The sequence below is a fragment of the Flavobacterium polysaccharolyticum genome (assembly GCF_038739875.1).
In the GTDB taxonomy this organism is placed as follows: domain Bacteria; phylum Bacteroidota; class Bacteroidia; order Flavobacteriales; family Flavobacteriaceae; genus Flavobacterium; species Flavobacterium polysaccharolyticum.
In genome coordinates, this window is sequence record NZ_JBCGDP010000030.1 from 1 (window position 1) to 26,757 (window position 26,757).

General features: G+C 34.0%; 28 protein-coding genes and 1 other RNA gene. 8 read left to right on the top strand and 21 right to left on the bottom strand.

Features of this window, described 5'->3' with window-relative positions; all coding sequences use genetic code 11:
- Positions 1-238, bottom strand: a 238-nt coding sequence (locus tag WFZ86_RS18955) for a type IX secretion system membrane protein PorP/SprF (RefSeq protein WP_342693397.1), incomplete at its 3' end; no start/stop codon positions are given.
- Between the two features lie 525 nt (positions 239-763).
- Between WFZ86_RS18955 and WFZ86_RS18960 the strand changes: the two genes are divergently transcribed.
- From WFZ86_RS18960 to WFZ86_RS18970, 3 genes are read left to right on the top strand one after another with little or no spacing between them, the layout of a single operon-like run.
- Positions 764-1,249, top strand: coding sequence for a SixA phosphatase family protein (locus WFZ86_RS18960; RefSeq protein WP_342693398.1), 486 nt, complete (start codon positions 764-766; stop codon positions 1,247-1,249).
- Between the two features lie 8 nt (positions 1,250-1,257).
- Positions 1,258-3,324, top strand: coding sequence for a polyphosphate kinase 1 (gene ppk1 / locus WFZ86_RS18965; RefSeq protein ID WP_425402888.1), 2,067 nt, complete (start codon positions 1,258-1,260; stop codon positions 3,322-3,324).
- A 40-nt stretch (positions 3,325-3,364) separates the two neighbouring features.
- The gene (locus tag WFZ86_RS18970) at positions 3,365-4,255 is read left to right on the top strand and encodes a Ppx/GppA phosphatase family protein (protein ID WP_342693399.1); all 891 of its coding nucleotides are present in this window, start codon (positions 3,365-3,367) and stop codon (positions 4,253-4,255) included.
- A gap of 65 nt (positions 4,256-4,320) precedes the next feature.
- Here WFZ86_RS18970 and WFZ86_RS18975 read toward each other — a convergent pair whose 3' ends face one another.
- From WFZ86_RS18975 to dnaX, 18 genes are all read right to left on the bottom strand, one after another.
- Positions 4,321-4,785, bottom strand: a complete 465-nt coding sequence (locus tag WFZ86_RS18975) for a sll1863 family stress response protein (protein ID WP_342693400.1) — start codon at positions 4,783-4,785, stop codon at positions 4,321-4,323.
- Between the two features lie 26 nt (positions 4,786-4,811).
- On the bottom strand, positions 4,812-4,997 hold the full coding sequence (locus tag WFZ86_RS18980) for a CsbD family protein (RefSeq protein ID WP_342693401.1): 186 nt from the start codon (positions 4,995-4,997) through the stop codon (positions 4,812-4,814).
- Positions 4,998-5,113: 116 nt separating this feature from the next.
- On the bottom strand, positions 5,114-5,602 hold the full coding sequence (locus tag WFZ86_RS18985) for a hypothetical protein (protein ID WP_342693402.1): 489 nt from the start codon (positions 5,600-5,602) through the stop codon (positions 5,114-5,116).
- Positions 5,603-5,672: 70 nt separating this feature from the next.
- Positions 5,673-6,095, bottom strand: coding sequence for a low affinity iron permease family protein (locus WFZ86_RS18990; protein WP_342693403.1), 423 nt, complete (start codon positions 6,093-6,095; stop codon positions 5,673-5,675).
- A gap of 1 nt (position 6,096) precedes the next feature.
- The gene (locus WFZ86_RS18995; protein WP_342693404.1) at positions 6,097-6,483 is read right to left on the bottom strand and encodes a hypothetical protein; all 387 of its coding nucleotides are present in this window, start codon (positions 6,481-6,483) and stop codon (positions 6,097-6,099) included.
- A gap of 6 nt (positions 6,484-6,489) precedes the next feature.
- The gene (locus tag WFZ86_RS19000; protein ID WP_342693405.1) at positions 6,490-6,714 is read right to left on the bottom strand and encodes a hypothetical protein; all 225 of its coding nucleotides are present in this window, start codon (positions 6,712-6,714) and stop codon (positions 6,490-6,492) included.
- A gap of 71 nt (positions 6,715-6,785) precedes the next feature.
- Complete coding sequence (locus WFZ86_RS19005; protein ID WP_342693406.1) at positions 6,786-7,037, bottom strand: hypothetical protein; 252 nt, start codon at positions 7,035-7,037, stop codon at positions 6,786-6,788.
- Positions 7,038-7,163: 126 nt separating this feature from the next.
- The gene (locus WFZ86_RS19010) at positions 7,164-8,096 is read right to left on the bottom strand and encodes an MlaD family protein (RefSeq protein WP_342693407.1); all 933 of its coding nucleotides are present in this window, start codon (positions 8,094-8,096) and stop codon (positions 7,164-7,166) included.
- Positions 8,097-8,211: 115 nt separating this feature from the next.
- On the bottom strand, positions 8,212-8,946 hold the full coding sequence (locus WFZ86_RS19015) for an ABC transporter ATP-binding protein (protein ID WP_342693408.1): 735 nt from the start codon (positions 8,944-8,946) through the stop codon (positions 8,212-8,214).
- Between the two features lie 2 nt (positions 8,947-8,948).
- On the bottom strand, positions 8,949-9,707 hold the full coding sequence (locus WFZ86_RS19020; RefSeq protein WP_342693409.1) for an MlaE family ABC transporter permease: 759 nt from the start codon (positions 9,705-9,707) through the stop codon (positions 8,949-8,951).
- Between the two features lie 6 nt (positions 9,708-9,713).
- Complete coding sequence (locus tag WFZ86_RS19025; protein WP_342693410.1) at positions 9,714-12,068, bottom strand: glycosyltransferase; 2,355 nt, start codon at positions 12,066-12,068, stop codon at positions 9,714-9,716.
- 7 nt (positions 12,069-12,075) lie between these two features.
- Positions 12,076-13,107 (bottom strand): glycoside hydrolase family 130 protein, encoded by a 1,032-nt coding sequence (locus WFZ86_RS19030; protein WP_342693411.1) that lies wholly within the window; start codon positions 13,105-13,107, stop codon positions 12,076-12,078.
- A gap of 164 nt (positions 13,108-13,271) precedes the next feature.
- Complete coding sequence (locus WFZ86_RS19035; protein WP_342693412.1) at positions 13,272-14,729, bottom strand: OmpA family protein; 1,458 nt, start codon at positions 14,727-14,729, stop codon at positions 13,272-13,274.
- A 171-nt stretch (positions 14,730-14,900) separates the two neighbouring features.
- A complete protein-coding gene (locus WFZ86_RS19040) occupies positions 14,901-15,314 on the bottom strand; it encodes a hypothetical protein (RefSeq protein ID WP_342693413.1) in 414 nt (137 codons plus the stop codon).
- A gap of 160 nt (positions 15,315-15,474) precedes the next feature.
- Positions 15,475-15,909 carry a response regulator gene (locus WFZ86_RS19045; RefSeq protein WP_342693414.1) on the bottom strand — a complete coding sequence of 145 codons (435 nt, stop codon included), beginning with the start codon at positions 15,907-15,909 and terminating at the stop codon, positions 15,475-15,477.
- Positions 15,910-15,913: 4 nt separating this feature from the next.
- On the bottom strand, positions 15,914-17,896 hold the full coding sequence (locus WFZ86_RS19050) for a PAS domain-containing hybrid sensor histidine kinase/response regulator (RefSeq protein WP_342693415.1): 1,983 nt from the start codon (positions 17,894-17,896) through the stop codon (positions 15,914-15,916).
- 78 nt (positions 17,897-17,974) lie between these two features.
- Entirely contained in the window at positions 17,975-18,514 is a 540-nt protein-coding gene (locus tag WFZ86_RS19055; protein WP_342693416.1) for a helix-turn-helix domain-containing protein, read from the bottom strand.
- A gap of 365 nt (positions 18,515-18,879) precedes the next feature.
- Positions 18,880-20,616 carry a DNA polymerase III subunit gamma/tau gene (gene dnaX / locus WFZ86_RS19060; RefSeq protein ID WP_342693417.1) on the bottom strand — a complete coding sequence of 579 codons (1,737 nt, stop codon included), beginning with the start codon at positions 20,614-20,616 and terminating at the stop codon, positions 18,880-18,882.
- Between the two features lie 450 nt (positions 20,617-21,066).
- On the opposite strand from dnaX, the gene rnpB reads away from it, so the two are divergent.
- Positions 21,067-21,400: RNase P RNA component class A (gene rnpB / locus WFZ86_RS19065), an RNA gene on the top strand.
- Between the two features lie 39 nt (positions 21,401-21,439).
- On the opposite strand, the gene WFZ86_RS19070 is transcribed toward rnpB, so the two are convergent.
- Together WFZ86_RS19070 and WFZ86_RS19075 are read right to left on the bottom strand one after the other, a co-directional pair.
- Positions 21,440-22,042 carry an RsmD family RNA methyltransferase gene (locus WFZ86_RS19070; protein ID WP_342693418.1) on the bottom strand — a complete coding sequence of 201 codons (603 nt, stop codon included), beginning with the start codon at positions 22,040-22,042 and terminating at the stop codon, positions 21,440-21,442.
- Positions 22,039-22,845, bottom strand: a complete 807-nt coding sequence (locus WFZ86_RS19075) for a DUF3822 family protein (protein WP_342693419.1) — start codon at positions 22,843-22,845, stop codon at positions 22,039-22,041. Before WFZ86_RS19075 ends, WFZ86_RS19070 begins: the two co-directional genes overlap by 4 nt.
- Positions 22,846-23,092: 247 nt before the next feature.
- Between WFZ86_RS19075 and WFZ86_RS19080 the strand changes: the two genes are divergently transcribed.
- The 4 genes from WFZ86_RS19080 (at position 23,093) to kdsB (ending at position 26,585) form a co-directional block, all read left to right on the top strand.
- Entirely contained in the window at positions 23,093-24,514 is a 1,422-nt protein-coding gene (locus tag WFZ86_RS19080; RefSeq protein WP_342693420.1) for an ATP-dependent DNA helicase, read from the top strand.
- Between the two features lie 7 nt (positions 24,515-24,521).
- Positions 24,522-24,914 (top strand): VOC family protein, encoded by a 393-nt coding sequence (locus tag WFZ86_RS19085; RefSeq protein WP_342693421.1) that lies wholly within the window; start codon positions 24,522-24,524, stop codon positions 24,912-24,914.
- Between the two features lie 5 nt (positions 24,915-24,919).
- Complete coding sequence (gene ygiD / locus WFZ86_RS19090) at positions 24,920-25,750, top strand: 4,5-DOPA-extradiol-dioxygenase (protein WP_342693422.1); 831 nt, start codon at positions 24,920-24,922, stop codon at positions 25,748-25,750.
- Positions 25,751-25,856: 106 nt separating this feature from the next.
- Positions 25,857-26,585, top strand: a complete 729-nt coding sequence (gene kdsB / locus WFZ86_RS19095; RefSeq protein WP_342693423.1) for a 3-deoxy-manno-octulosonate cytidylyltransferase — start codon at positions 25,857-25,859, stop codon at positions 26,583-26,585.
- Positions 26,586-26,757: the final 172 nt, after the last annotated feature.

The window sequence follows — 26,757 nt, forward strand, 5'->3', positions numbered from 1 at the left end:
CTAAATTACTATTGCTAATAGGCGTATTGATTGAGGCGGCATTAGTAGTGGGTGCTCCATCCAAACCTACCCATTGGGTACGATGCAGCGCAAATATGCTCATAACTCCGCGACTACCTGCATACGCAGGGTTAATACTAATGGTGTTGTACATGTACTGAGTGAATTGTGCATCTTGTTGACCATAAACCACCGCAGCTAGTAACATCGTAATGAAAGTGATAATTCTTGTTTTCATAATAGCTATTTTTGCATTTGAATTCATTTAAATCCAGTTGGTCAATAGTTTTTTATTATTGTATGGTATTAATTATTAGTAATTTACATATTTATTTTTATAAATAAAAGTATCTGTCTAATTTATTTTGAATTGGATTTCTTTTCAAGTAAAAAGACGTCTAATTCAAAATATAAAAAAGTACATATTTGTAATCCTACATGCAACTCGCCAAATGTATTATATGTTATATTTTTTATTTTTTTGTTTCGAATATTTTTTTAAACAATCTATTTCCTACGTATAAAGACTTTTTTTATTAAATACATCAAATTCAATAGTTTAGTAATGTTGATTTTTTGTTTAGTCTTTCATTATCATATTCATTTTAATAAATAAAGATTAAACAATTGTTAATTTGTATTTCGTTGAATGGAGACTAAGAAATTAACCGTAATTTAAGAGTCTAAAAAAATCAATGATTGATTTTAAAAAAGACAAAAGCCTAAAGCTAAAGAGTAGTAGAACTAATTAATCCGAAATACCATGAAAAATTTAATCTTAGTTCGGCATGCAAAATCAAGTTGGGAAACACCCTTAAAGGATAGAGACAGACCCTTGTCTAAAAACGGTTTACAAGCGGCACATCTTGTATCTAGCTATGTTTCAAAGTATTTACCTAAAACCTATTTGCTTTGGACAAGTGTGGCAGAACGAGCTTCTCAAACCGCTTTAATTTTTGCTCAAAATTTATCCTATCCCATAGAGAGTATTATTTACAAAGAGGATTTGTATACTTTTGATGAAAATCAATTAACTAAGGTGATTAAATCCTGTAAAAATGAATTTGATAGTGTAATTCTTTTTGGACATAATGGGGCAATTACAAATTTTGTTAATAAATTTGGTGACGTTTTTATTGAAAATGTTCCTACATCTGGGTTTGTTTCGCTACAATTTGATGTAGACGATTGGAGTGCCATAGAAAAAGGTAAAACTTTAAAAGTAATTATTCCTAAAGATTTAAAATAAATAAAGTTTTGATACATAAATATATTGACAGAGAAAAAAGTTGGTTAGCTTTTAATGCCCGTGTTTTGCAAGAAGCCGCTGATGATTCCGTTCCTTTATTAGATAGATTGCGTTTTTTAGGTATATTTTCCAACAATTTAGATGAATTCTTTAGAGTTCGATTTGCAGCCATCCGTAGATTAAGTCTTTCTGGAATTTCAGGTGAGAAATATTTAGGAGGTGTTTCTGCTCAACAATTGGTCAAAGAAATTACAGAAATTGTAATAGAACACCAAGCTGAAAGTTTGAATATATTAAATGAAATTGAGAGTCAGTTACAAAAAGAAAATATCTACATTATCAACGAGAATGATTTAGATAAAGATCAGGAAAACTATCTAAAAGATTTTTTCATTCAAAGAGTAAGCCCTGAATTAGTTACTATCATTTTGAATGACCTAGCCGAATTCCCTTTGCTTAAGGATACCTTTGGTTATTTGGCAGTGAAATTGGTTATGAAAAAGGAGGAAGAAGTGCGCTATGCTGTAATCGAAATTCCTAAAACAATCAATCGATTTGTTGTGTTACCTTCAAAGAACGAAAAACAATATGTAATTCTTTTAGATGATGTGATTCGTCAAAATTTAAGTAGCATTTTTAATATTTTCTCCTATCAAAGCATATCAGCTCACATGATAAAAATTACTAGAGATGCCTCATTAGATATCGATAGCGATTTGAGTAAAAGTATGATCGAGAAAATTGCTTTGAGTGTAAAAGACCGTCGAATTGGAGAGCCTGTTCGTTTTATTTACGACCAAGAAATAGAAGAGGATACGCTCAATTTCTTTTTGGATAAAATGCATATTGTTTCTACTGATAGTATCATTCCAGGAGGACGTTATCACAACCGAAGAGATTATATGGACTTTCCAAACTTAGGTCGATTTGATTTATTGTACAAGTCTAATGTACCGTTGCCAATTCCTGGTTTAAGTCTAGAAGGGAGTATGCTTGAAAAAATAAGTGAAAAAGATTATTTGTTGAATGCGCCTTATCAATCGTTTTCTTATTTGACTAAGTTTTTAAGAGAAGCTGCATTGGATCCAAAAGTGCTTTCTATCAAAATAACTTTGTATCGTCTGGCGAAGAATTCACAGATTATTAGTTCTTTAATCAACGCTGCCAAGAATGGTAAAAAAGTTACGGTTCAAATCGAATTACAAGCTCGATTTGATGAAGCCTCCAATATTTCATATGCTGAACAAATGAAAACAGAAGGCATAGAATTAATATTTGGAATCAAAGGCTTAAAAGTGCATAGCAAAATCTGTGTAATCGAAAGACAAGAAAAAGACAAAATAAAACGTTATGGCTTTGTATCTACGGGTAATTTCAATGAGTCAACCGCTAAAGTATATACCGATGTAACCCTTTTCACAAGCCATCAGCAGATTTTAAAAGACATCAATAAGATTTTTGATTTCTTTGATGTAAATTATAGAGTACATCGCTACAAGCATTTAATTGTTTCTCCACATTACACCCGAAGTAAGTTTGTGAAATTAATAGATCGTGAAATAACGCACGCTTTGGCAGGTAGAAAAACCTACATAAAATTAAAAATGAATAGTTTGTCTGACTTTGAAATGATTGATAAGTTATATCAAGCTAGCAAAGCGGGAGTCAAAATTCAATTAGAAGTTAGAGGTATTTGTTCTTTAATACCTGGTATCCCTGGACTAAGCGAAAACATTGAAGCAATAAGTATTGTTGATAATTATTTGGAACATTCTAGAGTGTATATTTTTGGTAATGCAGGAATTCCTGAAGTATACATTTCATCGGCAGATTTTATGAGAAGAAACCTAGATGCAAGGGTAGAGGTAACTTGTCCTATCTATGACCAAGATATCAAAAATGAATTGATCGATCATTTTGATTTGGGCTGGAAAGGAAATGTAAAAGCACGCTATCATTCTAAAAACTTAGACAACAATTACAAACAAAGAAATGGAGAGCCTCTTTTTAGAGCACAAATCGAGACTTATAAATATTATCAAAATAAACTTGAAGTAATTACTGAAGAAGCATAATCTAAATGGATTATGCTGTTACAAATGAATGAGGGAAAATATGATTAAAATTAAAAAATATGCAGCTATTGATATAGGATCGAATGCGATGCGTTTATTGATTGCTAATATTGTTGAACAAGAAGGAAAAGAAACACAATTCAGTAAGAGTTCATTGGTACGCGTTCCTATTCGTTTAGGACAAGACGCTTTTACAGTTGGAGAAATTTCTCCAGAGAATATAGAACGAATGTGCGATGCTATGAAGGCATTTAATCTTTTGATGAAGGTGCACAAAGTAGAATGTTACAAAGCTTTCGCTACTTCAGCGATGCGAGAAGCCTATAATGCCAAAGAAGTGGTGGCATTGATTAAGAAAAAAGCCGATATCAAAATTGAAATCATAGATGGTAAAAAAGAAGCGGCTATTATTGCTTCTACTGATTTACATCATTTATTAAAAACAGATGAAACCTACTTATTTGTAGATGTAGGTGGAGGTAGTACGGAGTTCACTTTATTTTCTAATGGAAAAATGGTTAATTCTCGTTCTTTCAAAGCGGGTACTGTACGTTTACTAAACGAAATGGTACATGATGTCGTTTGGGAAGAAATCGAAAAATGGATTAGAACCAACACTGCCGATTATGACGAAGTTACTTTGATTGGTTCTGGAGGGAACATCAATAAGTTGTTTAAGATGTCTGGTAAACAGCAAGATAAACCATTGTCTTATATATATATTAATTCGCAATATGCCTATTTGAGTTCATTAACTTACGAACAACGTATTTCGCAATTGGGATTGAATTCAGACCGTGCCGACGTAATTGTACCTGCGACTCGCATTTATTTGAATGCTATGAAGTGGAGTGGAGCCCGTCAAATTTACGTGCCGAAAATTGGACTTTCAGATGGTATTGTAAAAGCAATGTATTACGGAAAAATCTAAATAAAAAAAAGCAAAGGATTACCCTTTGCTTTTTTCGTTTCAATCACTTCTGTTTTTCTAGAAGATTACTTTTTGTTTTTTACTGTCAAGTCTTTGAAGGCTTTTCCTAATTCGGTCATATCCGAATCAACTTCTCGTTTAAAGGAATCCCAATCGGTTTGATTGTTCTCGTAATTTTTGATTTTCATTTTCAACGAAGCATTTCTATCTTCTAAGGATTGAATGCTTTTAGAATAATTGGCATCAAAAGTGTTACCTGTTTTTTTTAAAGCGGCTTTCAGTTCAGCAATGCGAACTTCATTAGCAGAAATACTTGCATTTACCTCTTCTTTGTACGTTTGCCACTCTATATCGTTGGCCTTATTGGCTTCGTCATCATTGATGTCTTCGTTAACTGCATCAAGATTTTCGTTGGCATCAATGACTTTTTCGGTAGCGTCTGCCTCTTTTTCTGTGTTCGATTTACAAGCAGTGAATAGTATTGCTGCAAAAAATGCAGTTACTGCAAAGGTATAAATGGATTTTTTCATGATTCTATTGTATTTCAATTAATGGATTAAAGCGATTCGATAATCCTTTTTAATTCGGCTTTGGTTTTGCCTAATTTTTTTTCAATTCTACCCAACATTTCGTCTTTTTTTCCATCTAAGAATAATAAGTCGTTATCTGTTAGTTTGGCAAATTTTTGTTTGAGTTTCCCTTTTTGTACTTCCCAATCTCCTTTAAGTTCTGTAGTATTCATGATGATAAAATTTAGATCAAGAATGTATTTTCCTGATTGTACAAAGGTGCAAAAGCTCAAGAATTTTGAATTGTACTATTTTAATTAAGAGTTATAATATTCACACATTATCTCACTTAAAATCGATATCGGATTCCCAAAGCAATGTCTGGTCCAAAATTATTATCACGATAATCATTTGAATTAAAATACAATTCAGGTCTAATATCAAGTGATACTTGGATAGGAACGTCAAAGTCGTATTCAATACCTAAGTCGCCAGCTATGAAAGCAAAAACACCATTGTCATCATTGAGATTGTCATCATGATTCCAATAACCTAATCCAGCACCAACACCTGCATACCAATTAAAACCTCCGTCAATATTCCAAACCCATTGGTAAATTCCTGCCAATTTTAGCGCGTCAATATTATTACTACTGCGCCATCCCAAATCCAGTTCTAATCGGTTGTTTGTAGCCATTTTTCTTTGATAGGAAAGTTCTCCTCCAAAACCATCGTTATCGCCAATTCTTAGTCCAAGTGCGTTTTTTGAAATAGTTTGTCCTTGTGAACACCAGCTTAAACCTATAAGCAGGCTAGTCATTACAATTGTTTTTTTCATTTGATTGTTGTTTTATTTATTAATTAAAGTTGAAGGCATTAGTATTTTGAAATAGCTTAATTTGAAAAACTCATACTTGGTTTTCTGTATTTACATCATTCAAAGCATTATTAACTTCTTTTTCGAATGTAGCATCAGATTCTATGTATTCTTCCGAAAGTTCTCTTATTTCTTTTTCTGTTTTATTGCCTGTATTCATTACCGTATTTTTGGCCCTTTCGTGTGAGGAAATGAGTTCATTCATTTTCAAGTGTATCAAAGCCGAATAGCGATTGAAAGATTTTTGGATAATAAACAAACTCAAAAAAGTAAAACCGAAAATGATATCACCAATATTTTGATGCCAATTATCGGAAGTAAATAAATTTGTACTCCACCAAAAAAGTACTAGTGTTAAAGCCAAGATAAACGCGAAATAACTCCCCAAGACTTTGGTTACTATTAATGTAAGTCTTTCGAAAAGCACTTCAATATGTAGTGATTGATTTTTCATTTTATGGAATTTTAAATGTGGCATTTATCAATTCAATTTTTTGATTTTCTGTTATTTTATCAATGTTCTTACTGTAAATTTTTATTGCATCAAACTGGGGTTTATCTTGAATGATATTTATTAATTCGGTTTTTGCAGTTGTTGGACCAAAGAAAAAAACTTCGCTACAAGGAGCAACCTCGGCTATTATTTTTTTATAAAAAGCGTGTTGTAAATCTTGTTCTTTGTTGTGCCAGTGGCTTTCACCTTTTTGTAGAATTTCTTCTTTCACAAAAGGATTCATTTCAGATGCTATAGTTTTTTCTAGTACCGCCATTTGATTGTTATAATCAAATACCATCGCCGTATAATGATCCAAATAAATAGCTTTTCTTAAGGTGTTTTTCATGATTTTTTAGATAGATTGAAATAGAACATTGTGGTTTGGGGCATACTTCATCAGTAGATTTCTCAAGGAGTTATAATAATCATATAAAGCTTTTTGATCTACTTCTGGCGAATGTAACATTGGAATTGTTATGGTCATTTCGTTCAAAAAAGGCATAAGTTCAGGGAACTCATTTTGAATCGTTTGAGTAATTTTAAGAATATTTTTGTTGAGTTCTTCAATAGTTTTCATAACTATACAATTACAAAAGCATCCCAAGTAAAGGATGCTTTTTTGGGTTTATTCTAAGGCGAATCTGTTGGCTAGGCAAACTGTGATTGTTTTTTTTGGTTTTTCTTCTGAATTTTTTTAGCTAAATCAGTTTCATTTTTGGCCTTGCAATTGCATCCACATGCCATTGTACTGTTTCCTTCTTTTTGAAATTTAGCTGCTTCACGATGTAGTTTGGCCGCTTTTTCATGATGTAAGGCTGCCTTTTCGTGGTTTTTTACTATTTTTTGACTCTCAACTTCTGGACTTTTCTCTTTTTTTGCACTTGTAATTATAGTAGCCATTGTGTTTTGATTTAAAGCAATGAAATAGTTTTCATTACTGATCAAAGTTCTTGCTTTTGAGTCCAGTAAGTGTTACATAACTATGCCTATAACTTGTTTTATTCCTAGGTTTTACAAGGTGTAGTTTTAGTTCTCTTTTTTTTCAGCCTTGGCTTTTTTTCTAAAAAAACCTCTTAGCAAAAAATTGTGTTTAGCAGCTTCTTCGATTTCTAGTAAATTTTTAGAACCTTTTTCAATATTGGTTAAAGAAGAATCGAGTGAGGCAGCTAGTCGTTCATCATCCACTAATTTGGATAAGATGCCACGACTGCTATTTAATTTTTTAGAAAAAACATCTATTTCATAAGTGCTTTTTTCTAAGTTGGTTACCGTTTTTTTTATGGATGCAGCATATGCTGGATTGGTCATTAATTGTGATAAAGTTCCATTTTTGTCATTCATATTTTTACTAAAAACGGCAAATTCATCTGAACTTATTTTCAAATTTTTCATTGTTTGATCAATTTGGTTAGCAAATTCTTCATCGGTCAACACTTTATTTAAAGCTCCTTTTCCTTTATTAATTTTCAAACTAAATTCCGAAAGTTGAAGGGTAATTATTTGAGCATTATCAACACTTTTTTGCAAACTTTTCATCAAATCTTCAAGTTCTATGGCTTTTACAGAAACGATGGTCGCGTTGTCTTTCACAATTTCATTTGACGAAGTTCCTGGTGAAATCGTAAGAACTTTGTCACCCATCAGGCCGTCTGTTCCAATACTAGCTTGCGCATCTTTTTTGATATAAGGTTGAATCTCTTCTTTGATAATTAGTTCCACAATCACTGCAGAGTCTGATACAAACTCGATGTTTTTTACACTTCCTACATTAATTCCAGAAAAGCGAACATTATTGCCCACTTTAAGTCCGCTAACATTTTTGAATTCTGACCGCAAGCGAAATGTACTCCCAAAAAGATTTTTATTTTTTCCTATAAAATAGATTGTGATGACAAACAATGTTGCTCCCAAAAGAACAAATGCTCCTAATTTCCAAGTATAATTTGATGAATTTGCCATAGTATATGTTTTCTGTTGCCCCGTAATGGTTTTATGAATGATAACCATTTCCCAATAGCTGCCTAAAGGATTACGATTTTAGTATCGAATATTTTATTAATTTTTGATTAGCTTTCTATATGAAAAACGATTGTACCCATTCGTCATTACTATTCTCTAACTCAGAATAAGTTCCTTCGGCATGAATTACCCCTTCATTTAAAATCATAATTCGGTCACTTGTAGCTTTTGCACAAGCCATATCATGCGTAATGATAATTGAAGTCGTGTGTTGTTTTTTTTGAATGGAAACAATCAATTCACTAATTTCCCTAGCCGTAATTGTGTCAAGTCCCGAAGTAGGTTCGTCATACAAAATAATTTCAGGTTGAATGATTAATGTTCTTGCTAAACCAACTCGTTTTCGCATTCCACCTGATAATTCTGAAGGCATTTTATCAATAGCTTCTGATAATCCCACAGCTTCAAGAGCTTCTATCGTTTGTTTCTCAATCTGGGATGCTTCTAAGTCTTTGGTATGATGTTTTAAAGTAAAGGCTAAATTGTCTCTAACAGACATCGAGTCATACAGGGCACCATTTTGAAACATGAACCCAATTCGGATTCTGATTTTGTTTAGGACTTCCGTTTTTAGCTTGGTTACATCCGAACCAAAAACGAGAATTTGTCCCTTATCGGCTTTAATCAAACCCACAATGCATTTGATACAAACGGATTTTCCAGAGCCAGATCGTCCTAAAATGACTAGACTTTCTCCTTTGTTTACAGATAGATTCAACCCTTTTAAAACTTTATTTTTTTTAAAAGATTTCCATACGTTTTTGATACTGATGAGTGGTTCTTTCTCCATTATTAAAAAAATAAATCGGTTATTTGAACCGTTACCATATCGATAATAAAAATAGAAAGAGAGGCCATAACGACTGCTTCATTGGCTGCAATCCCAACACTAGCTGTTCCGCTAGAAGCATTGAAACCTTTATAGGAACCAATCAATCCAATAAAAAAACCAAAGAAAAAAGTTTTGATAATTGCTGGCATTAAATCTAAAAACTCTAAGTGTTCAAATACATCCGAAAAATAGCGGTACAATCCCATTGTGCCTCTTACATTGTATCCGATATAGCCACCATAAATCCCAACAAAATCCGCATAAATAACTAAAAGCGGCACCATCAAAGTAGTAGCCAAAATGCGTGTTACCACCAAATAATTATATGGATTGATCGCCGATACTTCCATAGCATCAATTTGTTCCGTTACTTTCATAGCGCCCAATTCGGCACCAATTCCGGAAGCAATTTTCCCAGCACAAATAAGTGCTGTGATTACGGGAGCAATTTCTCTGATTAACGATAATGAAACCATACTTGGCAACCAACTTTCGGCTCCAAATTTTGTCATCGTGGGACGGGATTGAATCGTCAAGACCAATCCCATGATAAACCCAGTGATGGTCACTAATGGAAGTGACTTGTATCCGATGGCATAACATTGCCGAATGAATTCGTTAATTTGAAAAGGGGAGGTGCTAATTTCTCTAAAAAAACGTCCTCCAAAAAGCGAAAATTCTCCAATTTCTTCGAGCATTTTATTTATTGCGGTTCTCATATAATTTTATTCGGCACTTATAATTGTAGTTTTGGGTAAGGTTCCATTTTTTGAGGGTTGCGGAAGAGCATATTTTTTAGTTTTAGTTTTTTTCTTTGTTTTTATATATTTTTCTACTGTTAATCGTGACATCATATAACTTACTGTCGATTCAGCTCCTTGATTCAAATTGATATAGGTTTCTTCTAAGCCGTCATAACACCCTCCTGTGCATGGGTTGTAAATAATTTGATGCAAATGATTTTTACCCAAAAACCATTCAAAAGCGATCTCCATTTTTTTCAAATACTTTTCTTCATCAAAATGGTCGTAAAATTTGCTCAATGCCATTATTGTGTAAGCCACATCAATTGGCTGTTCGCCTCCTTTTTTAGGTTCAGTAATTTGAACCTTGTTGTGCATCCACCCTTGATTAGAAATAACTTTTATAGCATCATCATTGAACGTTTTTGAAAGTAAAAAATCAAATGATGTTTTGGCAATTGTTTGATAAATAGGATTGTTTGTTACTAAATAGGCACACAGCAAAGCTTCTGGTAAAATACTGTTTCCATACGTTAAATAACTTTCAAACCATTCCCATTCTTCATCTGATTCATGTTTGTACATTTGGACTAATCGATCGGCTAAGGTTTTTAGCAATAAAGTATTTTCGAAATTAAAATTAGCCGAATGACTATAATATAACCCTTTGATGATAAAAGCCATCGCTCGAGTTGAATGAATTGCCTGTGCTGTAGACAAGGCCAATTGCATTGTTTTTCTGGATTCGTTTACCAATGGTAAGGGAAGTAAATCACTAATTGCAATTAAATTTCCTAGTGCCCAAATGGCTCTACCATTAGCATCTTCTAGGTTTTCTGAGTTTTGAAGTGTGAATTTTCGGTTTTTATCAACATAATTTAGAAAATGCCCATCGGGTTGTAAACAAAACTTGATGAAATTGAAATACAATTCAATGATTACCAAATCACTCGTGTCTTTTGTTAATTCATAATGTTGGCAAACAGCAACCAATGCTCTAGCATTATCGTCTAAAGTGTATCCAGTGCTTATATCAGGTTGATTGATTTTTGCAAACTGAATCATTCCAAAATCAGTAGTCATGTTTTTGACATGATTCCAATTGAGAGGTGGAATTTTATAGCGCAATTGAATTTTCCGACGGCTCACTTTTTGAAACAAAAGCGCATGAGTAATGGCCGAATTTTCCCAAGCGGTTGGTGCTAGTTTATGAATTCCGTTTGAGGAAATGTCTTGTCGCAATTGTTCATTATTTAACAAATGAATGACATTTTTGGCGAGTTGCTCTGGGTTTTCAAAATCGATGATGATGCCCGTTCCGTTTTTTAAGACTTCTACTGCATGTGGAATAGGAGTAGAGATAATAGGACAACCACAACTAATAGCATAGGAGAACGTACCTGATACTGCTTGATTTCTGTCTTTAGAAGTAAATAAGTAAATATCAGTGAGTTGTAAGTATTCTAACAACTCATTCAAAGGCAAGTATTTATTAATGAATTTCACATGGTCATTTAACCCTAAATTGTTGATTTTGGTTTCTAAACTTGTTCTGTAGGCTTCTCCTTCGTTTTTTATAACCGTAGGATGTGTTTTACCAATCACCAAAAAGAGCACTTCAGGGTGTGTTTTTATGATAGTTTTTAGGGCATTTATCGAAGTTTCGATGCATTTTCCAGAACTTAAGAGACCAAAAGTGGAAATGATTTTTTTGCCTGTAACTTGATATTTTTCCTTCAAGATATTTTTATTGATATGCTCTACCAAATGCGTACCGTGTGGAATAACCATGATTTTATTGGGAGCTATGAGGTATTCTTTCGCAATTATTTTGGCCGAAGTTTGTGTCATCACAATAAAAGCTGTGGCATAGAGATCTATTGCCAAAATCATTTTTTTTAATACTAAATCTGGTTGTGGCAAAACCGTATGAAAAGCTATTATTATGGGTTTGTTTAAGGCTTTTAAAAACAACAAAAAATCCCCTTCATTAGAATGAAATAGTCCGAATTCATGCTGAATAATAACCAAAGATAGATTACTGTTTTCGTTACAATTTTTAGCTAATTCTATATACGATTCAGGAGAATCAGTTTCTAAAATTGTATCAATATCTTCTTGATAGGAATAACTTTCATTTTGAGTTTCTAAAGCTGCTATTTTGAGTTTGAATGATTTCTTGAATTTATTATTCAAAGCAAAAATTAAATCCTGAGAGTAGGTAGCTATACCACATTCTCTTGGAGGATAAGACGTAATGAAAAGAATTTCAGGCAAGACAGTTTTGTTTTTGATTCTTTGTAGCGGAAACAAATTGAGGTTTTTGTTTGATTTCATTTTCATGTTATTTTAGATTAAGTAGCAGTTCGGTAAGTAGATCAGGTAGATGAAGTGAAACACAGGCAATTCTTTCATCGGCTGCGCCATAATAAATGTAAAGAGTGTCTTTGTCAACCACGCTTCCAGTTGGAAAACAAACATTATTTACTTCTCCTTTTAATTCCCATTTTGTCTCTGGTTTGAAAAGAGGGTAAGGCAATCGTGCCAATTCTTTTTGTGGATTTTCCAAATCAAGCAAAGCCGCACATGCACAATACACATATCCTTTCACGGTATCATGTACCCCATGATAAATAAGTAGCCAGCCTTTTTCGGTTTCTATAGGAGGACATCCTCCACCGATGTAACTTATTTCGTGTTCATACTTGGGTTCTAGTACGATGGTGTCTTTGAATTGTAGCAAATAGTTTTGCCAAAAATCAGTAGTCAATTCTGTCAGGTCGTTTATGGATACCAATTGAATGTCTGGTTTTATTCTATGAAGAAAAAGTAGTTTACCATTGACTCTTCTTGGAAAAAAGATAACATTTTTATCCCAAACCCAAACTTTTTTTCCTTTGCGTTCTCTAATGCGATCATGACTGTTGTAGCGCAAGTATTTTTCGTTGATTTTTCCTTTGGTTTCAGCCAATCGTTTGAACTCGTCAAACATGATTTGAGGCACAATAATTCCTTGTTTTTCCCAATGCATTAAATCGGTAGAAGTGGCTAAAGCTCCTAAGGCATTTACCCCATCATACGCACAATAGGTCAAATAAAAAGTTTCATTGATTTTTACAATTCTTCCATCTTCAACTCCGTGTTCTTCATATTCAAATTGAGGGAAGATTAAGGGCATATCTTTACGTTCTTCAACTTCCAATGGCGATTTTAATTTGGCATAGCCAATACTGGAATAGTTTCCTTTGCCCACCGCTCTATAAAATATATGAATGGCTCCTTCATGCATGATTACCGCTGGATTCAAAACGCCATCAATTTCAAAACCCATTAGCGTTTTTTCTAATATGATTCCTTCTTTTTTTACTTCTAACATAATAATTGGGAGATTGATGGTGAATACTACTTTTGGTAAAGGTCGTCTATATGTGGAGCGATCTTGTTGTATAACTTTTAGTAAAACTTATAAGATTCCTAGGGTTTAAAAACAGAAAAGACGACCTTTTAAAGTCGTCTTTTTTGCTAAAATCAAATACTGAATTAATAATTGGTTTTCAATTCTACTCTACGGTTTTTGGCTTTTCCTAAGGCTGATTTGTTAGATGCAATAGGTTTGCTTTCTCCATAACCCACCGCAGTTAAACGACCTTCTGATATTCCTTTTTCTATCAAATATAACTTGACTGAATTGGAACGTTTTTGCGAAAGCGTTTCGTTATAAACAGCAGTTCCTACACTGTCGGTATGTCCTTCGATGGTTAAGCTAGCACCTTCGTATTTTTCTAATATTTTAGTCAGTTCGTCTAATTGTGACAATGAAGCCACTTTTAGTTTATCTGAATCATTTTCGAAGAAAATTTTGCTTCCAATATAAGTTATTCTGACCACATCAGCTTTGGTGATTTCAGGACAACCTTTGTTTTCAATAGTTCCTTTTGCGTTTGGACAACGGTCATCTAAATCAGCAACTCCATCACCATCTGTATCTGGACAACCTTTCAAACCAGCAATTCCGGCTACATTAGGACATCTGTCTATATCATCGGTTACGCCATCGTTATCACTATCCATAGGACAACCTTTGGTGTCAACTTTGGTACCAGGTTTGGTATTGGCACATTGATCATCTATATCAGCCACTCCATCTTTGTCGGCATCAGGACAACCATTCAAGGCTACTGTTCCAGCTTGGTCAGGACAACGGTCTTTGGCATCTTCTACGCCATCATTGTCTTTGTCTGGACATCCGTTTAAAGAAGAAGTTCCTGCTAGGTCTGGACAATTGTCTAGATAATCAGCTACGCCATCAGCATCTCTATCTAATGGGCATCCTTTTTTATCCACCGCAATACCACTTGGGGTGTCTGGACAATTGTCTTTTTTATCAGAAACTCCATCGTTATCTGTATCTTTAGTATCGCCAAGATTAAAAGTTAATCCTACCATATGAGTAAGAAAATCATCTTTTTTACCTTTAACTGAACCATCTCTACCATCATTATCTGTAAACATAAAGGTTTCTTGTATGTTTAAGGAAACAATTGGAGTCAATCGAAAGTTAATCCCTCCACCCGCAGTAGGCAAGGCATAATCAATTTTTTCTTTGTGAAAATTAAGTTGACTATCAAATAGAAGTACACCTACACCTCCAAAAACATAAGGTCTAATTGCATATTCTGAACTTACAAAATTGAATCTCAAGTTTAAAGCTACTGCAGAATAATCATTTCTAAAACCTGCTGTTGTGCCATTGTTATAGCCTAAAGTTCCTTTTGAAAGTAATAGGTTGGCATCTAAATAGCGGTTCAAATACCTTGATACAGATAGTCCTCCAAACCCATACATAGAGTTTTTGGTTTTGTAAAAGTCATGCCCTAAATCACCTTGATATTGAGTAACTCCGCCATGAAGCCCGAGATTCCATTTTTTATCTTCAGTTTGTGCGTTTGATGCAAATGTATAACCGATACATATACATAGAAAAAGTAATTTTTTCATAATGTTTGGTTGTTAAATTATTTGATACAAAGGTGATTCGATTTTAAAGATGTGGTGTTACACAACTTTTGTGAAAACTTGTGTTATTCACACTTTTCTCAATTCTTTTTGAGATTAAAGCACAAAAAAAAAGCGAGAATGTATCTCGCTTTTTTGATTTTCGCATTATTCTTAGTTGAATAAATCTTTGATGTTTTCGCCTACTTCATTCATATCGCGATTAAAATTTCCTTTGAAGGTTTCCCATTGTGTCGCGTTACCATCATATCCGTTTAATTTTTTTTCGAGGTCCATATTCTTGGCTTCTAATTTTTCTATACGGTTTCTGTACATTCCATCAAACGTGTTGCCTGGTTTGTTCATTTTTTCTTTAAGTACTGTGATTTGCTTTTTGTTGTCGGCAATTTTGATTTGAGCAGCAGCTTTGTAACTTTTCCACTCGGCGGCATTGTCGGCTCTAGTATCGGCTAAATCTTGTTTGGCTTCTGCTACATTAGTTTTGGCCGCATTCTCTTTTTGTTGCGCTGTTTTACAAGAAGTAAAAATAGTACCGATAAGTGCTAGAATAAGAATTGATTTTTTCATTTTTATATACTTTTAAATGTTTAACAAAGATGCGTTGCTAAATTTGTCAAAGTATTATAGAATTTTATGCAAAAGTTATAAGATTCTTTTGTGAATGAAGAAATGTAGTTTATAAAGTGTAATTGTTTAATCCTAAATTTTGGAATACTATTAAATTATTTTACATTCTGTCGATGTACCAATTGAGTTCTTTTTCCATTTTTTGATATTTAAAAATAGTATCAATTGTTTTTTGTAAACGTAAAAAAGCAGTTTCGCTCTTTACTATATAATCAAATGCTTTGTGATGCATACAACTTACAGCTACGTCTATTTTGTCTTGACTAGAGAGCATAATTACAGGGATATTTGGATTGCTATTTTTGATTTTATCCAATGTTTCTAGTCCATTCATAGCCGATTTGGTTATTCCATCCAAATAGAAATCTAGAATGATGATGTCTGGATTTTTGTGTAAATTTTCCAAACACAATTCACCCGTTTCAAATGTTTCAATATCAAAATCTCCATGTTGTAGAAATTCGATAGCCAACATCTTTAAGAAAATCATATCGTCATCTACCAGAAATAGTTTTATTTTAGTGTCGTTTTTCACAATTTCATTTTTTTATTTTGTTCAATTCATTTTCAAGTTCTAGGCATGCTTGCGAACAATTTTTTTCTAATTCTAAAACTAATGCATTGATTTCTTCATTAATTTCTATGGTAAATGCGTATTCTTGAATTTTCTTAGCGATGTTTAGTGCATCGGGATTAATACCCATAATAGAGAAGGAGGGAATCATTTTATGAATGGCGGCTTGCATAGTTTTCCAATCTTTGTCTGCCAAACTTTGTTTGATACTCAAAATAAGCGAAGGCGTTTGTTCTAAATACGCTTTAATCATTTCGCTCATAAGATTAGGATCCGATTTGGTGAGTTTGTATAAATAACTCATATCGATATATTTAAAAGTATCCTTGTTTTTTTTCTCTCCTTTTGTATGTTCAATGATTAGGATAGGTCTTTTAGAAAATGCAATAAGTTTACTGTACAACAATCGTTCATCTACAGGCTTGGCAATATAATCGTTCATACCAACCGCTCTACATTTCTCTACATCAACAGTTGTTACGTCAGCCGTTAAAGCAATAATCGGAACTTGAAGTTTCATTACATTACGAATATAAATAGTGGCTTCAAAACCATTCATTTCAGGCATTTGTAAATCCATTAAAATGATATCGTAATTTTTGGTTCTTAATTTCTCGATGGCCAGTTTCCCATTGGCAGTAATATCACACTCAAAACCAAAATCATCTAAAAGTGTTTTCATAAGGAGTTGATTGAGCTCCATATCTTCTACAACTAAAATCTTAGTATTTTTGATATCGGTATTCAATTCAATGATTTCGGGTTCTAATACTGCATCAGCATTGGTTTTTTCGAAAGCGAGCGTAAAACTAAATGTTGACCCTTTATTCACTTTACTTTTTACTTCTATTTGTCCATTTTGTGCTTCTACCAATTGTTTTGCAATTGCCAAACCTAGTCCTGTACCTCCAAATAGTCTTGAGGTTCCACTTGTGGCTTGTCTAAAGTTTTCAAAAATTTCGTTTATTTTTTTTTCTTTGATGCCAATACCAGTATCAGCAATCGAAAACTTCAATGTTACTTTTTCTTTAGTTTCGTTAATTAAAGTTACACTTACGGTAATCGTTCCTTTATTGGTAAATTTCACTGCATTACTTACCAAGTTTAATATGATTTGATGCAAACGGATAGCATCTCCAAGCAGTACTTCGGGGATTGTAGGGTCATAGTTGGTGATCAATTGAAGGTTTTTTTCTTGAATTTTAGTTTCAAAAAGATGCAGCATAGCTTTGATAGATAAATTGAGTTTGAAAGGTGTTTTTTCGAAAGTCATTTTACCTGCATCCACTTTGGCCAAATCCAAAATATCATTGATTAAAACAATAAGCGCATCACCACTCATTTTGATAGCCATCAAATATTCTTTTTGTTTGGCGTTAAGTTCTGTTTTAAGTACGACCTTAGTAAAACCAATTATGGCATTCATTGGTGTTCGAATTTCGTGGCTCATATTAGAGAGAAATTGCTGTTTCGTTTTTACGGCTTCCTCTGCATTTTTAGTGGCAGTTTCTGCAATAATCTTAGCTTCAGTCAATTCATTTTGAATTCTTTTTTGCTCTGTAATGTCTCTGGCAATCATCACAGCACCAATGGTTTTTCCGTTTTCATCTTTGTAAATGGCACCATTAAATAAAACATCTGTTAGTTTGTGGTCTTTTATGGTTAATGGAAAAGCGGTCACAAATCCTTCCGAAAACACGAGGTCATATCCGATTTTTGCTTGTTTTGGATTGGTAAAATACCCTACAAATGCAGAGCCAATTAGTTGTTGTTTTGATACTCCTGTTGCCAACACAGAGGCTTCGTTGACATCCATTATTTTACCAGTTGTACTGATTGCAAATAAAGGGTCACGACTTGCCTCAATAAGGCTTAGTAAATATTGCGACGCACGCTCTAAAGAATTAATATAGTTTTCTAGTTCTGGGGTTTTATTAGTATGATTCATTGCGGTTGCTTTTGAATGTTTTTTAAATGGATTTTTGTCAAAAGCGTCAATGTATTCTAGCTATTGAGGGAAGTAATGTTAAATATCCTCGATAGGACAACGCCTTTTGTCCTTGAGTTGTTTAAAATGTGAAGGGGATAAACCAGTGACTTTTTTGAATTGACTTGACAAATGCGCTACACTACTATAGCCCATTTTCCAAGCGATTTCGGTAATGTTGTATTCACCATAAATCATTAATTCTTTAATGCGTTCTATTTTGTGAGAAATAATAAATTGTTCAATGGTCGTACCTTGTACTTCTGAAAATAGATTGGCGAGATACGTATAATTATGGTCTAATTTTTCACTCAAATAATCAGAGAAATTTACTTTGATGACTTCGCTAGGATGATGCACCATCTGAATGATACTATTTTTTATTTTTTCAATTAAAATGGCTTTTTTATCATCCATAAGTTCCAAACCAGAACTAGAAAGCCTTTTTTTAAGTACATCACGTTGAGCGATAGTAAGCGTTTCCATAATTTCTACTTCACCCAAATCGACCATAATAAAGTGCAACCCCATTTCTTTGAGTTGTTCTTTTACGGCTAATTTGCATCGATTACTGACCATATATTTTATGTAAAGTTTCAAACCGGTTGGGGATTTAGAGGTAATACAAAGGTGATAGAATACTATTGTAATTCATTACACAACTTTTTGAAAAAGTTATATAATTCATAGATTTAAGTTGTAAATAAATAAACTGATAAATGCCTTATCTCTTATTTTATTGTAAGTTAAGCTTTTAAAAAAGGAATTATAAGTACTTATTGTTAAATAAAATAAACCTACTGTTTTTACCTACTACTTTAAACATGATTTCTAATAACCGAATGGTATACAGCAAAAAAATCGGATTACTTTTTTGAAGTAATCCGATTCAGATATAATTATTTTTAAAAGAAATCTAGAAACTAATAAGGCAAAACTCTGTTTTACGCATCAACGTGCAAACCAAAAGTAGAACGTAACAAATCGATGGTGGGATTTATTTCTTTTAATCGATTATAACGGTCTTGGTCGTTAAGATTCCTTTTAATTTCGATGCTTTCGTTTACAATCACATCAATAGTGATTTCGTGATTGTGCAAATGTCCTTTCAGGTGTCCTAAAAGTCCGTGTTTTTGACTTTCAAAATCCAATTTGGAACCTTCGTTTGGTAATTCAATTGTAATTCTTGTACCGTCTAATTTTGGGTCGTTAATCAGCAATAACGATTCCATAATTTTGAAGCCTTTGCTGCCTAATTTTTGGGCATATTTTGTCCATTGCAACAGCATTTCGGTTTCTGTAAATGCTTCTGTAGGCGAATGAACGACCTCTTTTACAATCGATTTACTACTTTCTTCAAGCGCTTTTTTGGCACGAATACTCGATAATGAAAATGCCGAAATTTTAGGCTCGTCTGAAGTTAAAACGGGTGCTATAGGTGCTGCAATTACTGGTTTTTCTACTGTGGTTTCTGTATTAGGAATAACTTCAGTTGGTTGTGGAGTAACTACAGGAGTTTCTGGTGCAGAGGCAATAGCAGGTTTGACCACTTCGGTTATCGAATAGTCATTTTTACGGAAATAAGTAGGCGGAATTATGAAAGACTCAGCTTTTTTTTTTTCTCCATCAAAAGTGATAGAGGCCAATTGCATCAAACAAAGTTCGACTAGTAAGCGTTGATTCTGACTGACTTTGTATTTCAAATCACAGTCATTGGCAATTTCGATTCCTTTTAATAAGAAGTCGGCACTGCATTTTTGAGCTTGCACACCATATAGTTGTTGTGCTTGTTCTCCCATTTCTAACAAACTTAGGGTAGAAGGAGTTTTCGCTACCAACAAATCTCTAAAGTGAGACGCTAAGCCCGATACAAAGTGATGCGCATCAAAACCTTTGGACAAAATAGTATTGAAAGCTAATAACAAATCTGGAATTTTATTCTCCAAAACCAAATCGGTGATGTTGATGTAGGTTTCGTAGTCTAAAACATTTAGATTTTCGGTTACAGCCTGTCTTGTCAAATTCGAACCACAAAAAGAAACCACACGGTCAAAAATAGACAACGCATCACGCATTGCTCCATCTGCTTTTTGAGCAATAATATGCAACGCATCATCTTCAAATTGAATGCCTTGACTTTCGGCAACATCAGCCAAGTGTTCTTTGGCATCTTTTACCGTAATACGTTTGAAATCAAAAATCTGACAGCGAGACAAAATCGTTGGAATGATTTTGTGTTTTTCTGTAGTAGCCAAAATAAAAATGGCGTGTTTTGGTGGCTCTTCTAATGTTTTCAAGAAAGCATTAAACGCCGCCGAAGACAACATATGCACCTCGTCGATGATGTACACTTTGTATTGTCCCGTTTGTGGAGGGATTCGAACTTGGTCAATCAAATTTCGAATATCGTCCACCGAGTTGTTCGAAGCCGCATCCAACTCAAATACGTTGAACGCAAAATCTTCTTCGGGGTCATCATAACCGGGCTGGTTAATTTTACGCGCCAAAATTCTAGCGCAAGTCGTTTTTCCCACACCACGTGGCCCTGTAAACAACAAAGCCGAAGCCAAATGGTTGTTTTCTATAGCATTCAGTAGCGTATTGGTAATCGCTTTTTGACCTACAACATCCTTAAATGTTTGCGGGCGATATTTACGTGCAGATACTATAAATTGTTCCATTGTTGTCCTATGATTCGAAAGCAAATATAGCTTTTTTGTTTATTTCTTGATGTTCAAAATGGTTTATTTGCCAAAAAATCTTTTCAAATTTCTAATATCCCATTGACAATCAAAAAAATAATGAAGTAAACGATTTGCCAACCGATTTTTCTATCGCATCCTTGTAATCTGAAGGATGATTAGGAGCAGCAATTCCCGTTATCATTCACGAGTCGTCCTGCTTTCCGCTATATCTTTTTTAGGCCACAGGTTAAAAAAACCTACGATCTAAAAAAGGATGCCGCTGCAATCAGGGCTATTTAAATACTTCTCTTTTTCATAAACCGTTTACAAACTATTTTAACAAACTAAAATTCAGAATGAAAACAACTAGTCGTGCATCAGTAAAGTAATTACCTCCTAGAAAATTGACTTTAACAAGGAAATCAAGTTTAAAAAAGTTACTTTTGCACCGCAGACCGCCTTATCGTCGTTCGCCTAGGCGAAGGGAGGAAAGTCCGGACACCACAGAGAAGCATAGCGGGTAACACCCGTCGGTTTGGTCTTTACGGACGAGATTAGGACAAGTGCAACAGAAAGTATGTACAGGTAATGCTGTAGTGAAACCAGGTAAACTCTATGCGGTGAAATATCAAGTATATCAGCATTTAAGGGCTTCTCGTTCGTTGCTGAAGGGTAGATAGCTTGAGCTTACAAGTAATTGTAAGTCTAGATAAATGATAAGGGTTTCGTTCTGAATTTTCGGAACGAAATACAGAATCCGGCTTATAGGTCTGCATTTTTTTCAAAAAAAAAGTCTTTGCTTTGCAAAGACTCTATATTTTTATTCTTCTTCTGAATCGGTCACTTCAAAATCGTCATCATCTAACTCTTCTTCGTCATCAGTATTGTTGAATTCAAAAAAGCTAAAAAAGGAACCGCCATAACTTTTTTGAAACGAAAAATTATCCAAATGCTCCATTTTGGTGTATTTAGAATGCTCGATAATCATCATTCCTTCCTCGTTGAGCAAGTTTTTTTCAAAAACCAAAAGCACCACTTTTTCAAATGTAGCTTGGTCTAAACCGTATGGAGGATCAGCAAAAATAATATCGTAAGTGGTTTTGCAGTTTTCTAAAAACTTAAACACATCGCTCTTGGTAGCCGCAATCGTAAAATCATATTCGGCAGCTACTTGTTTGATGAATTTTACACAACCAAAATCACCATCTACTGAAGTAATTGGATAACTTCCTCTAGAGGCAAATTCGTAGCTGATGTTTCCGGTGCCTGAGAATAAATCCAACACTTTCAATCCTTCAAAACTAAAATGATTGTTCAACACATTGAACAAAGCTTCTTTACTCATATCGGTAGTGGGACGCACCGGCAGGTTTTTTGGCGGTTGAATGCGTCTTCCTTTGTATTTTCCTGAAATGATTCTCATGAGTTGAATAGTATAAAATGTTGTCTGTTGATGGCTTCTGAAAAAGAATTACTGCGTTGCAAACTGCTTACATCAAAAAGAGAAATGTTTCGGATGTATTGGTAAGCAAGTTGATAGTAGGGACTTTCTTCGTTAATATTTCCCATAATTTCCAATGGAAAATTTTCTGGATTTAAACTTAATTGCTCTGCTGTAAAAAGAATATAATACAAGAAATCTTCAGGTGTGGCGTATTCAAACGAATTGAAAAGCAATAGTTGCTGGTTTTGCACCACTATGATTTCAAAATGACCTGTATTGAAATGAACGACCATTTTTTTATTGTCATTATTTTTGGAAGCTTCTAAAATTTTGGTCACCAAAATACTGTTAGCGTGCTTATAATCAAAGGAACCAAATTGGTCAATAAAAAAATTATTGATGTTCACGTACGGAATGTAAACGGTATTCATTTCGTAATTGGCAATGGTATCGTAGGCAAAAAAATCGGTTTCGAACACTTTGGTGTTGTATTGCAAATAACTTCCTAAATAATTTTCATCAAATAGTGCAGAAGGTACAAACGTAGATAAGGTATTGTTGTGAATGACTACAATTTCGTCATAGCTATCTTTTAATTCTGGAAAATCTCGAAAGGCATCAGCAAAAAGTTCTTCAATTTTGGACGCTTTATGAAAGGTATCAAAATGAACTTCGTTGTAAGAAAGGATTTTTTTATTTAAAGTGTCGAAACAACAAAAAGACAAACCTGTCAATGATACTTGAAGTGCTAATTTTTTGTATTTCTTTTCGGTGATACTCATCTTTTTTTGCTTTTTTTCGACTACGCAAACTTACAAATTTTAATAGCAATAACAATAGCCAAATTCAAGGAGTAATGCAATCTTAATGGTAATTATAAAATAAAATTACACAAAATTAAAGGGTTACCACTTTTTCAATCAACAAATAAAATTATACCATTTGTGGCTGTGACAAAAATGAAATTGCCTTTGAAAATTGTCTATGCAATAGAAAACTTTCCGTTACTTTGTATCCAAATTTCACTCCATGAATTCCTCTCAATTTTATAGTTTTTTACAGAAAAATTTTCCTTTTCAGCCTACGTACCAACAGGATATTTTTTTTCAGAAAATTGCTATTTTTCTAACTGAAATTGAGAATAATACCATTTTTGTTTTGAAAGGGTACGCAGGAACGGGAAAAACTACGGTAATTTCTACTCTTGTGAATAGCTTGTCGGGCATCAACAAAAAAGCCGTTTTATTAGCGCCAACGGGTCGAGCCGCAAAAGTAATCGCTAATTATTCTGAAAAACCTGCTTTTACGATTCACAAGAAAATCTATTTTCCTAAAAAAACATCTGGAGGAGGTGTTTCTTTTACCTTGCAACCCAACAAACATAAAAACACCATTTTTATCGTCGATGAAGCTTCTATGATTTCGGATACCAATTCGGATTCGAAATTATATGAAAATGGGTCACTCTTAGATGATTTGATTTCGTATGTGTATTCGGGAACCAATTGCAAGATGATTCTTTTGGGAGATACCGCACAGTTGCCTCCAGTCAATCTGGATATAAGTCCGGCCTTAGATATTGATACTTTATCGCTTCATTATAATAAAGAAATTGACCATATCGAACTCGATGAAGTGATGCGTCAAGAAGAAAACTCAGGTATTTTATACAATGCAACGGCTTTGCGTGAATTGCTAAACGATGCCTTTGTGACCGAGTATCAATTTGATTTGAAAAAATTCAAAGATATCGTCCGACTTGTGGATGGATACGATATTCAAGATGCGATTCATTCAGCTTATAGCAACTACAGCATTGAGGATACCGCTTTTATTGTGCGTTCCAACAAAAGAGCAAATCAGTACAACGAACAAATTCGAGCCAAAATATTAGATAAAGAAAGTGAATTGGCCACAGGAGATTTCTTGATGGTGGTCAAGAACAATTACTTTTGGCTAAAAGATTCTGACGAAGCTGGTTTTGTAGCCAATGGTGACATTATCGAAGTATTAGAGATATTCGCAATCAAAGAGTTGTACGGTTTCAAATTCGCGAAAGTCAAAATCCGAATGGTCGATTATCCGAACCAAAAACCTTTGGAAACTGTTTTGTTATTGGATACCATAAAAAGCGAATCTCCATCTTTAACCTACGAAGAATCGAACAGGTTGTACCAAGAAGTGATGAAAGATTACGAAGGCGAGACCAAATACAAACAATTTCAGAAGGTCAAAAACAACGAGTATTTTAATGCGCTTCAGGTTAAATTTTCCTATGCCATCACTTGTCATAAATCGCAAGGTGGGCAGTGGAACACGGTTTTCATAGAACAGCCATATTTACCCAACGGAATCGACACCGATTATATTCGCTGGTTGTACACCGCAATGACACGTGCTAAAAATAAGCTATATTTGATAGGATTTAAAAACGATAGTTTTGTAGACTAAATTTGAAATGAAACAAAAAATAGCACATATTGCTTTGTTGGTGGCTGATTATGACGAAGCCCTTTCGTTTTACGTAGATAAATTGCATTTTGATTTGGTTGAAGATACTGCCTTGTCTGAAACTAAGAGATGGGTTTTAGTAGCACCCAAAGGAAGTCAAGAATTTAGTTTATTGTTAGCCAAAGCTGATGGTGCTATTCAAAAACAAAGTATAGGCAACCAATCGGGAGGGCGTGTTTTCTTGTTTTTAAATACAGATAATTTTGATAGAGATTATCAAAATTTAAAAGATAACAATATCGAAATTGTACGTGAACCCAAAACCGAAGACTACGGTAAAGTTCTTGTTTTTAAAGACATCTACGGAAATCTATGGGATTTGATTCAACGAAATAACTAAAAGGTATGCGAAGTATAAACGATTTAGATAAAATAGCAAGTTCTTTTTCGACTACCGAAAAGATGCCAGTTTTGTTTTTAGGTCACGGAAGCCCAATGAATGCAATCGAAGAAAATCAGTTTGTTACTGGATTTCGCAATTTGGCCAAAAACCTACCTAAACCTAATACTATTTTGTGTGTTTCGGCTCATTGGTTTACCAAAGGTTCGAAAGTAACCGCTATGGAAATGCCGAAAACCATTCACGATTTTGGTGGTTTCCCAAAAGAGTTGTTTGAGGTACGATATCCCGCTCACGGAAGTCCTGAATTAGCTACTATTACTCAAGAATTATTGCTTCCTACAGCGGTTGAATTAGACCATCATTGGGGATTAGACCACGGTGCTTGGAGTGTAATCAAACATTTATATCCAAAGGCTGATATTCCTGTCATTCAATTGAGTATAGATTATTCAAAACCCGCTGAATATCATTTTCAATTGGCGCAACAATTGAGTCGTTTGCGTGAAAAAGGTATTTTGATTATCGGCAGTGGCAACATCATTCATAATTTACGATTGGTCGATTTTTATAATTTTGAGAAAGATGATTATGGCTATGATTGGGCTATAGAGGCTAGAGCTACCATTAATTCACTTTTACTGGATGGCAATTTTCAACCATTACTCGATTACGAAAAACAAGGTCAAGCGTTTCAGTTGGCTATTCCAACTCCCGAGCATTTTTTGCCTTTAATCTATACTTTGGGTTTAAAAGACAAAAGCGAAGAAATACAATTATTCAATGACAAATTAGTAGCGGGTTCGTTAAGTATGACCTCGGTTCGAATTGGCTAAAGTATTTAGTAACATTGGAAAGTATGTATTTTATATATTTGTTCAATCAAATTTTAAATTCAAAAAAACTTCACCTCTTAGCGCCTTTGCGGCAAAAAATAAAACAATGAAAATAATAGCAGTCATTCCCGCTCGATACGCATCAACCCGATTTCCAGCAAAATTAATGCAAGATTTAGGTGGAAAAACAGTGATTAGAAGAACTTATGAAGCCGCAATTAACACTCAGCTTTTTGATGATGTGTTTGTGGTAACCGACTCCGATTTAATTTATAACGAAATTGTATCAAACGGAGGAAAAGCAATTATGAGTATCAAAGAACATGAGTCGGGGAGTGACCGTATTGCAGAAGCAGTTGAAAATCTTGATGTTGATGTCGTGGTCAATGTGCAAGGTGATGAACCATTTATAAATGCTGAACCCTTGGCAAAAGTGATTGAAGTATTTAAAAACGATACCAACCAACATGTGGATTTGGCTTCCTTGATGCGAGAAATTACAAATGAAAATGAAATTAATAATCCAAACAATGTAAAAGTTGTGGTGGACCAAAATGGTTTTGCTTTATATTTTTCACGTTCTGTAATTCCTTATCCAAGAGAGATTAATGTCGGCGTACGCTATATGCATCATATCGGTATTTACGCTTTTAGAAAACAAGCGTTATTGGATTTTTACAGTTTACCAATGAAATCTCTAGAAGCTTCTGAAAAACTAGAACAACTACGTTATTTAGAATTTGGGAAACGAATCAAAATGGTAGAGACTACTCATGTAGGTATTGGTATAGACACCGCTGAAGATTTAGAAAAGGCCAGACAATTATTGAAATAAAAAAAAGCTGTTACCTTCAAGTAACAGCTTTTTTACATTAGTATTTGTCCCGTCCTGAAATAGCGATACACAAAAACAATCGTTATGGAAGAATACACGAATTATGTAAAGCGCACCCAGCGAGATTACAGCATGTCCTTAAAACTTCAAATCGTTAGAGAAGTTGAGCAAG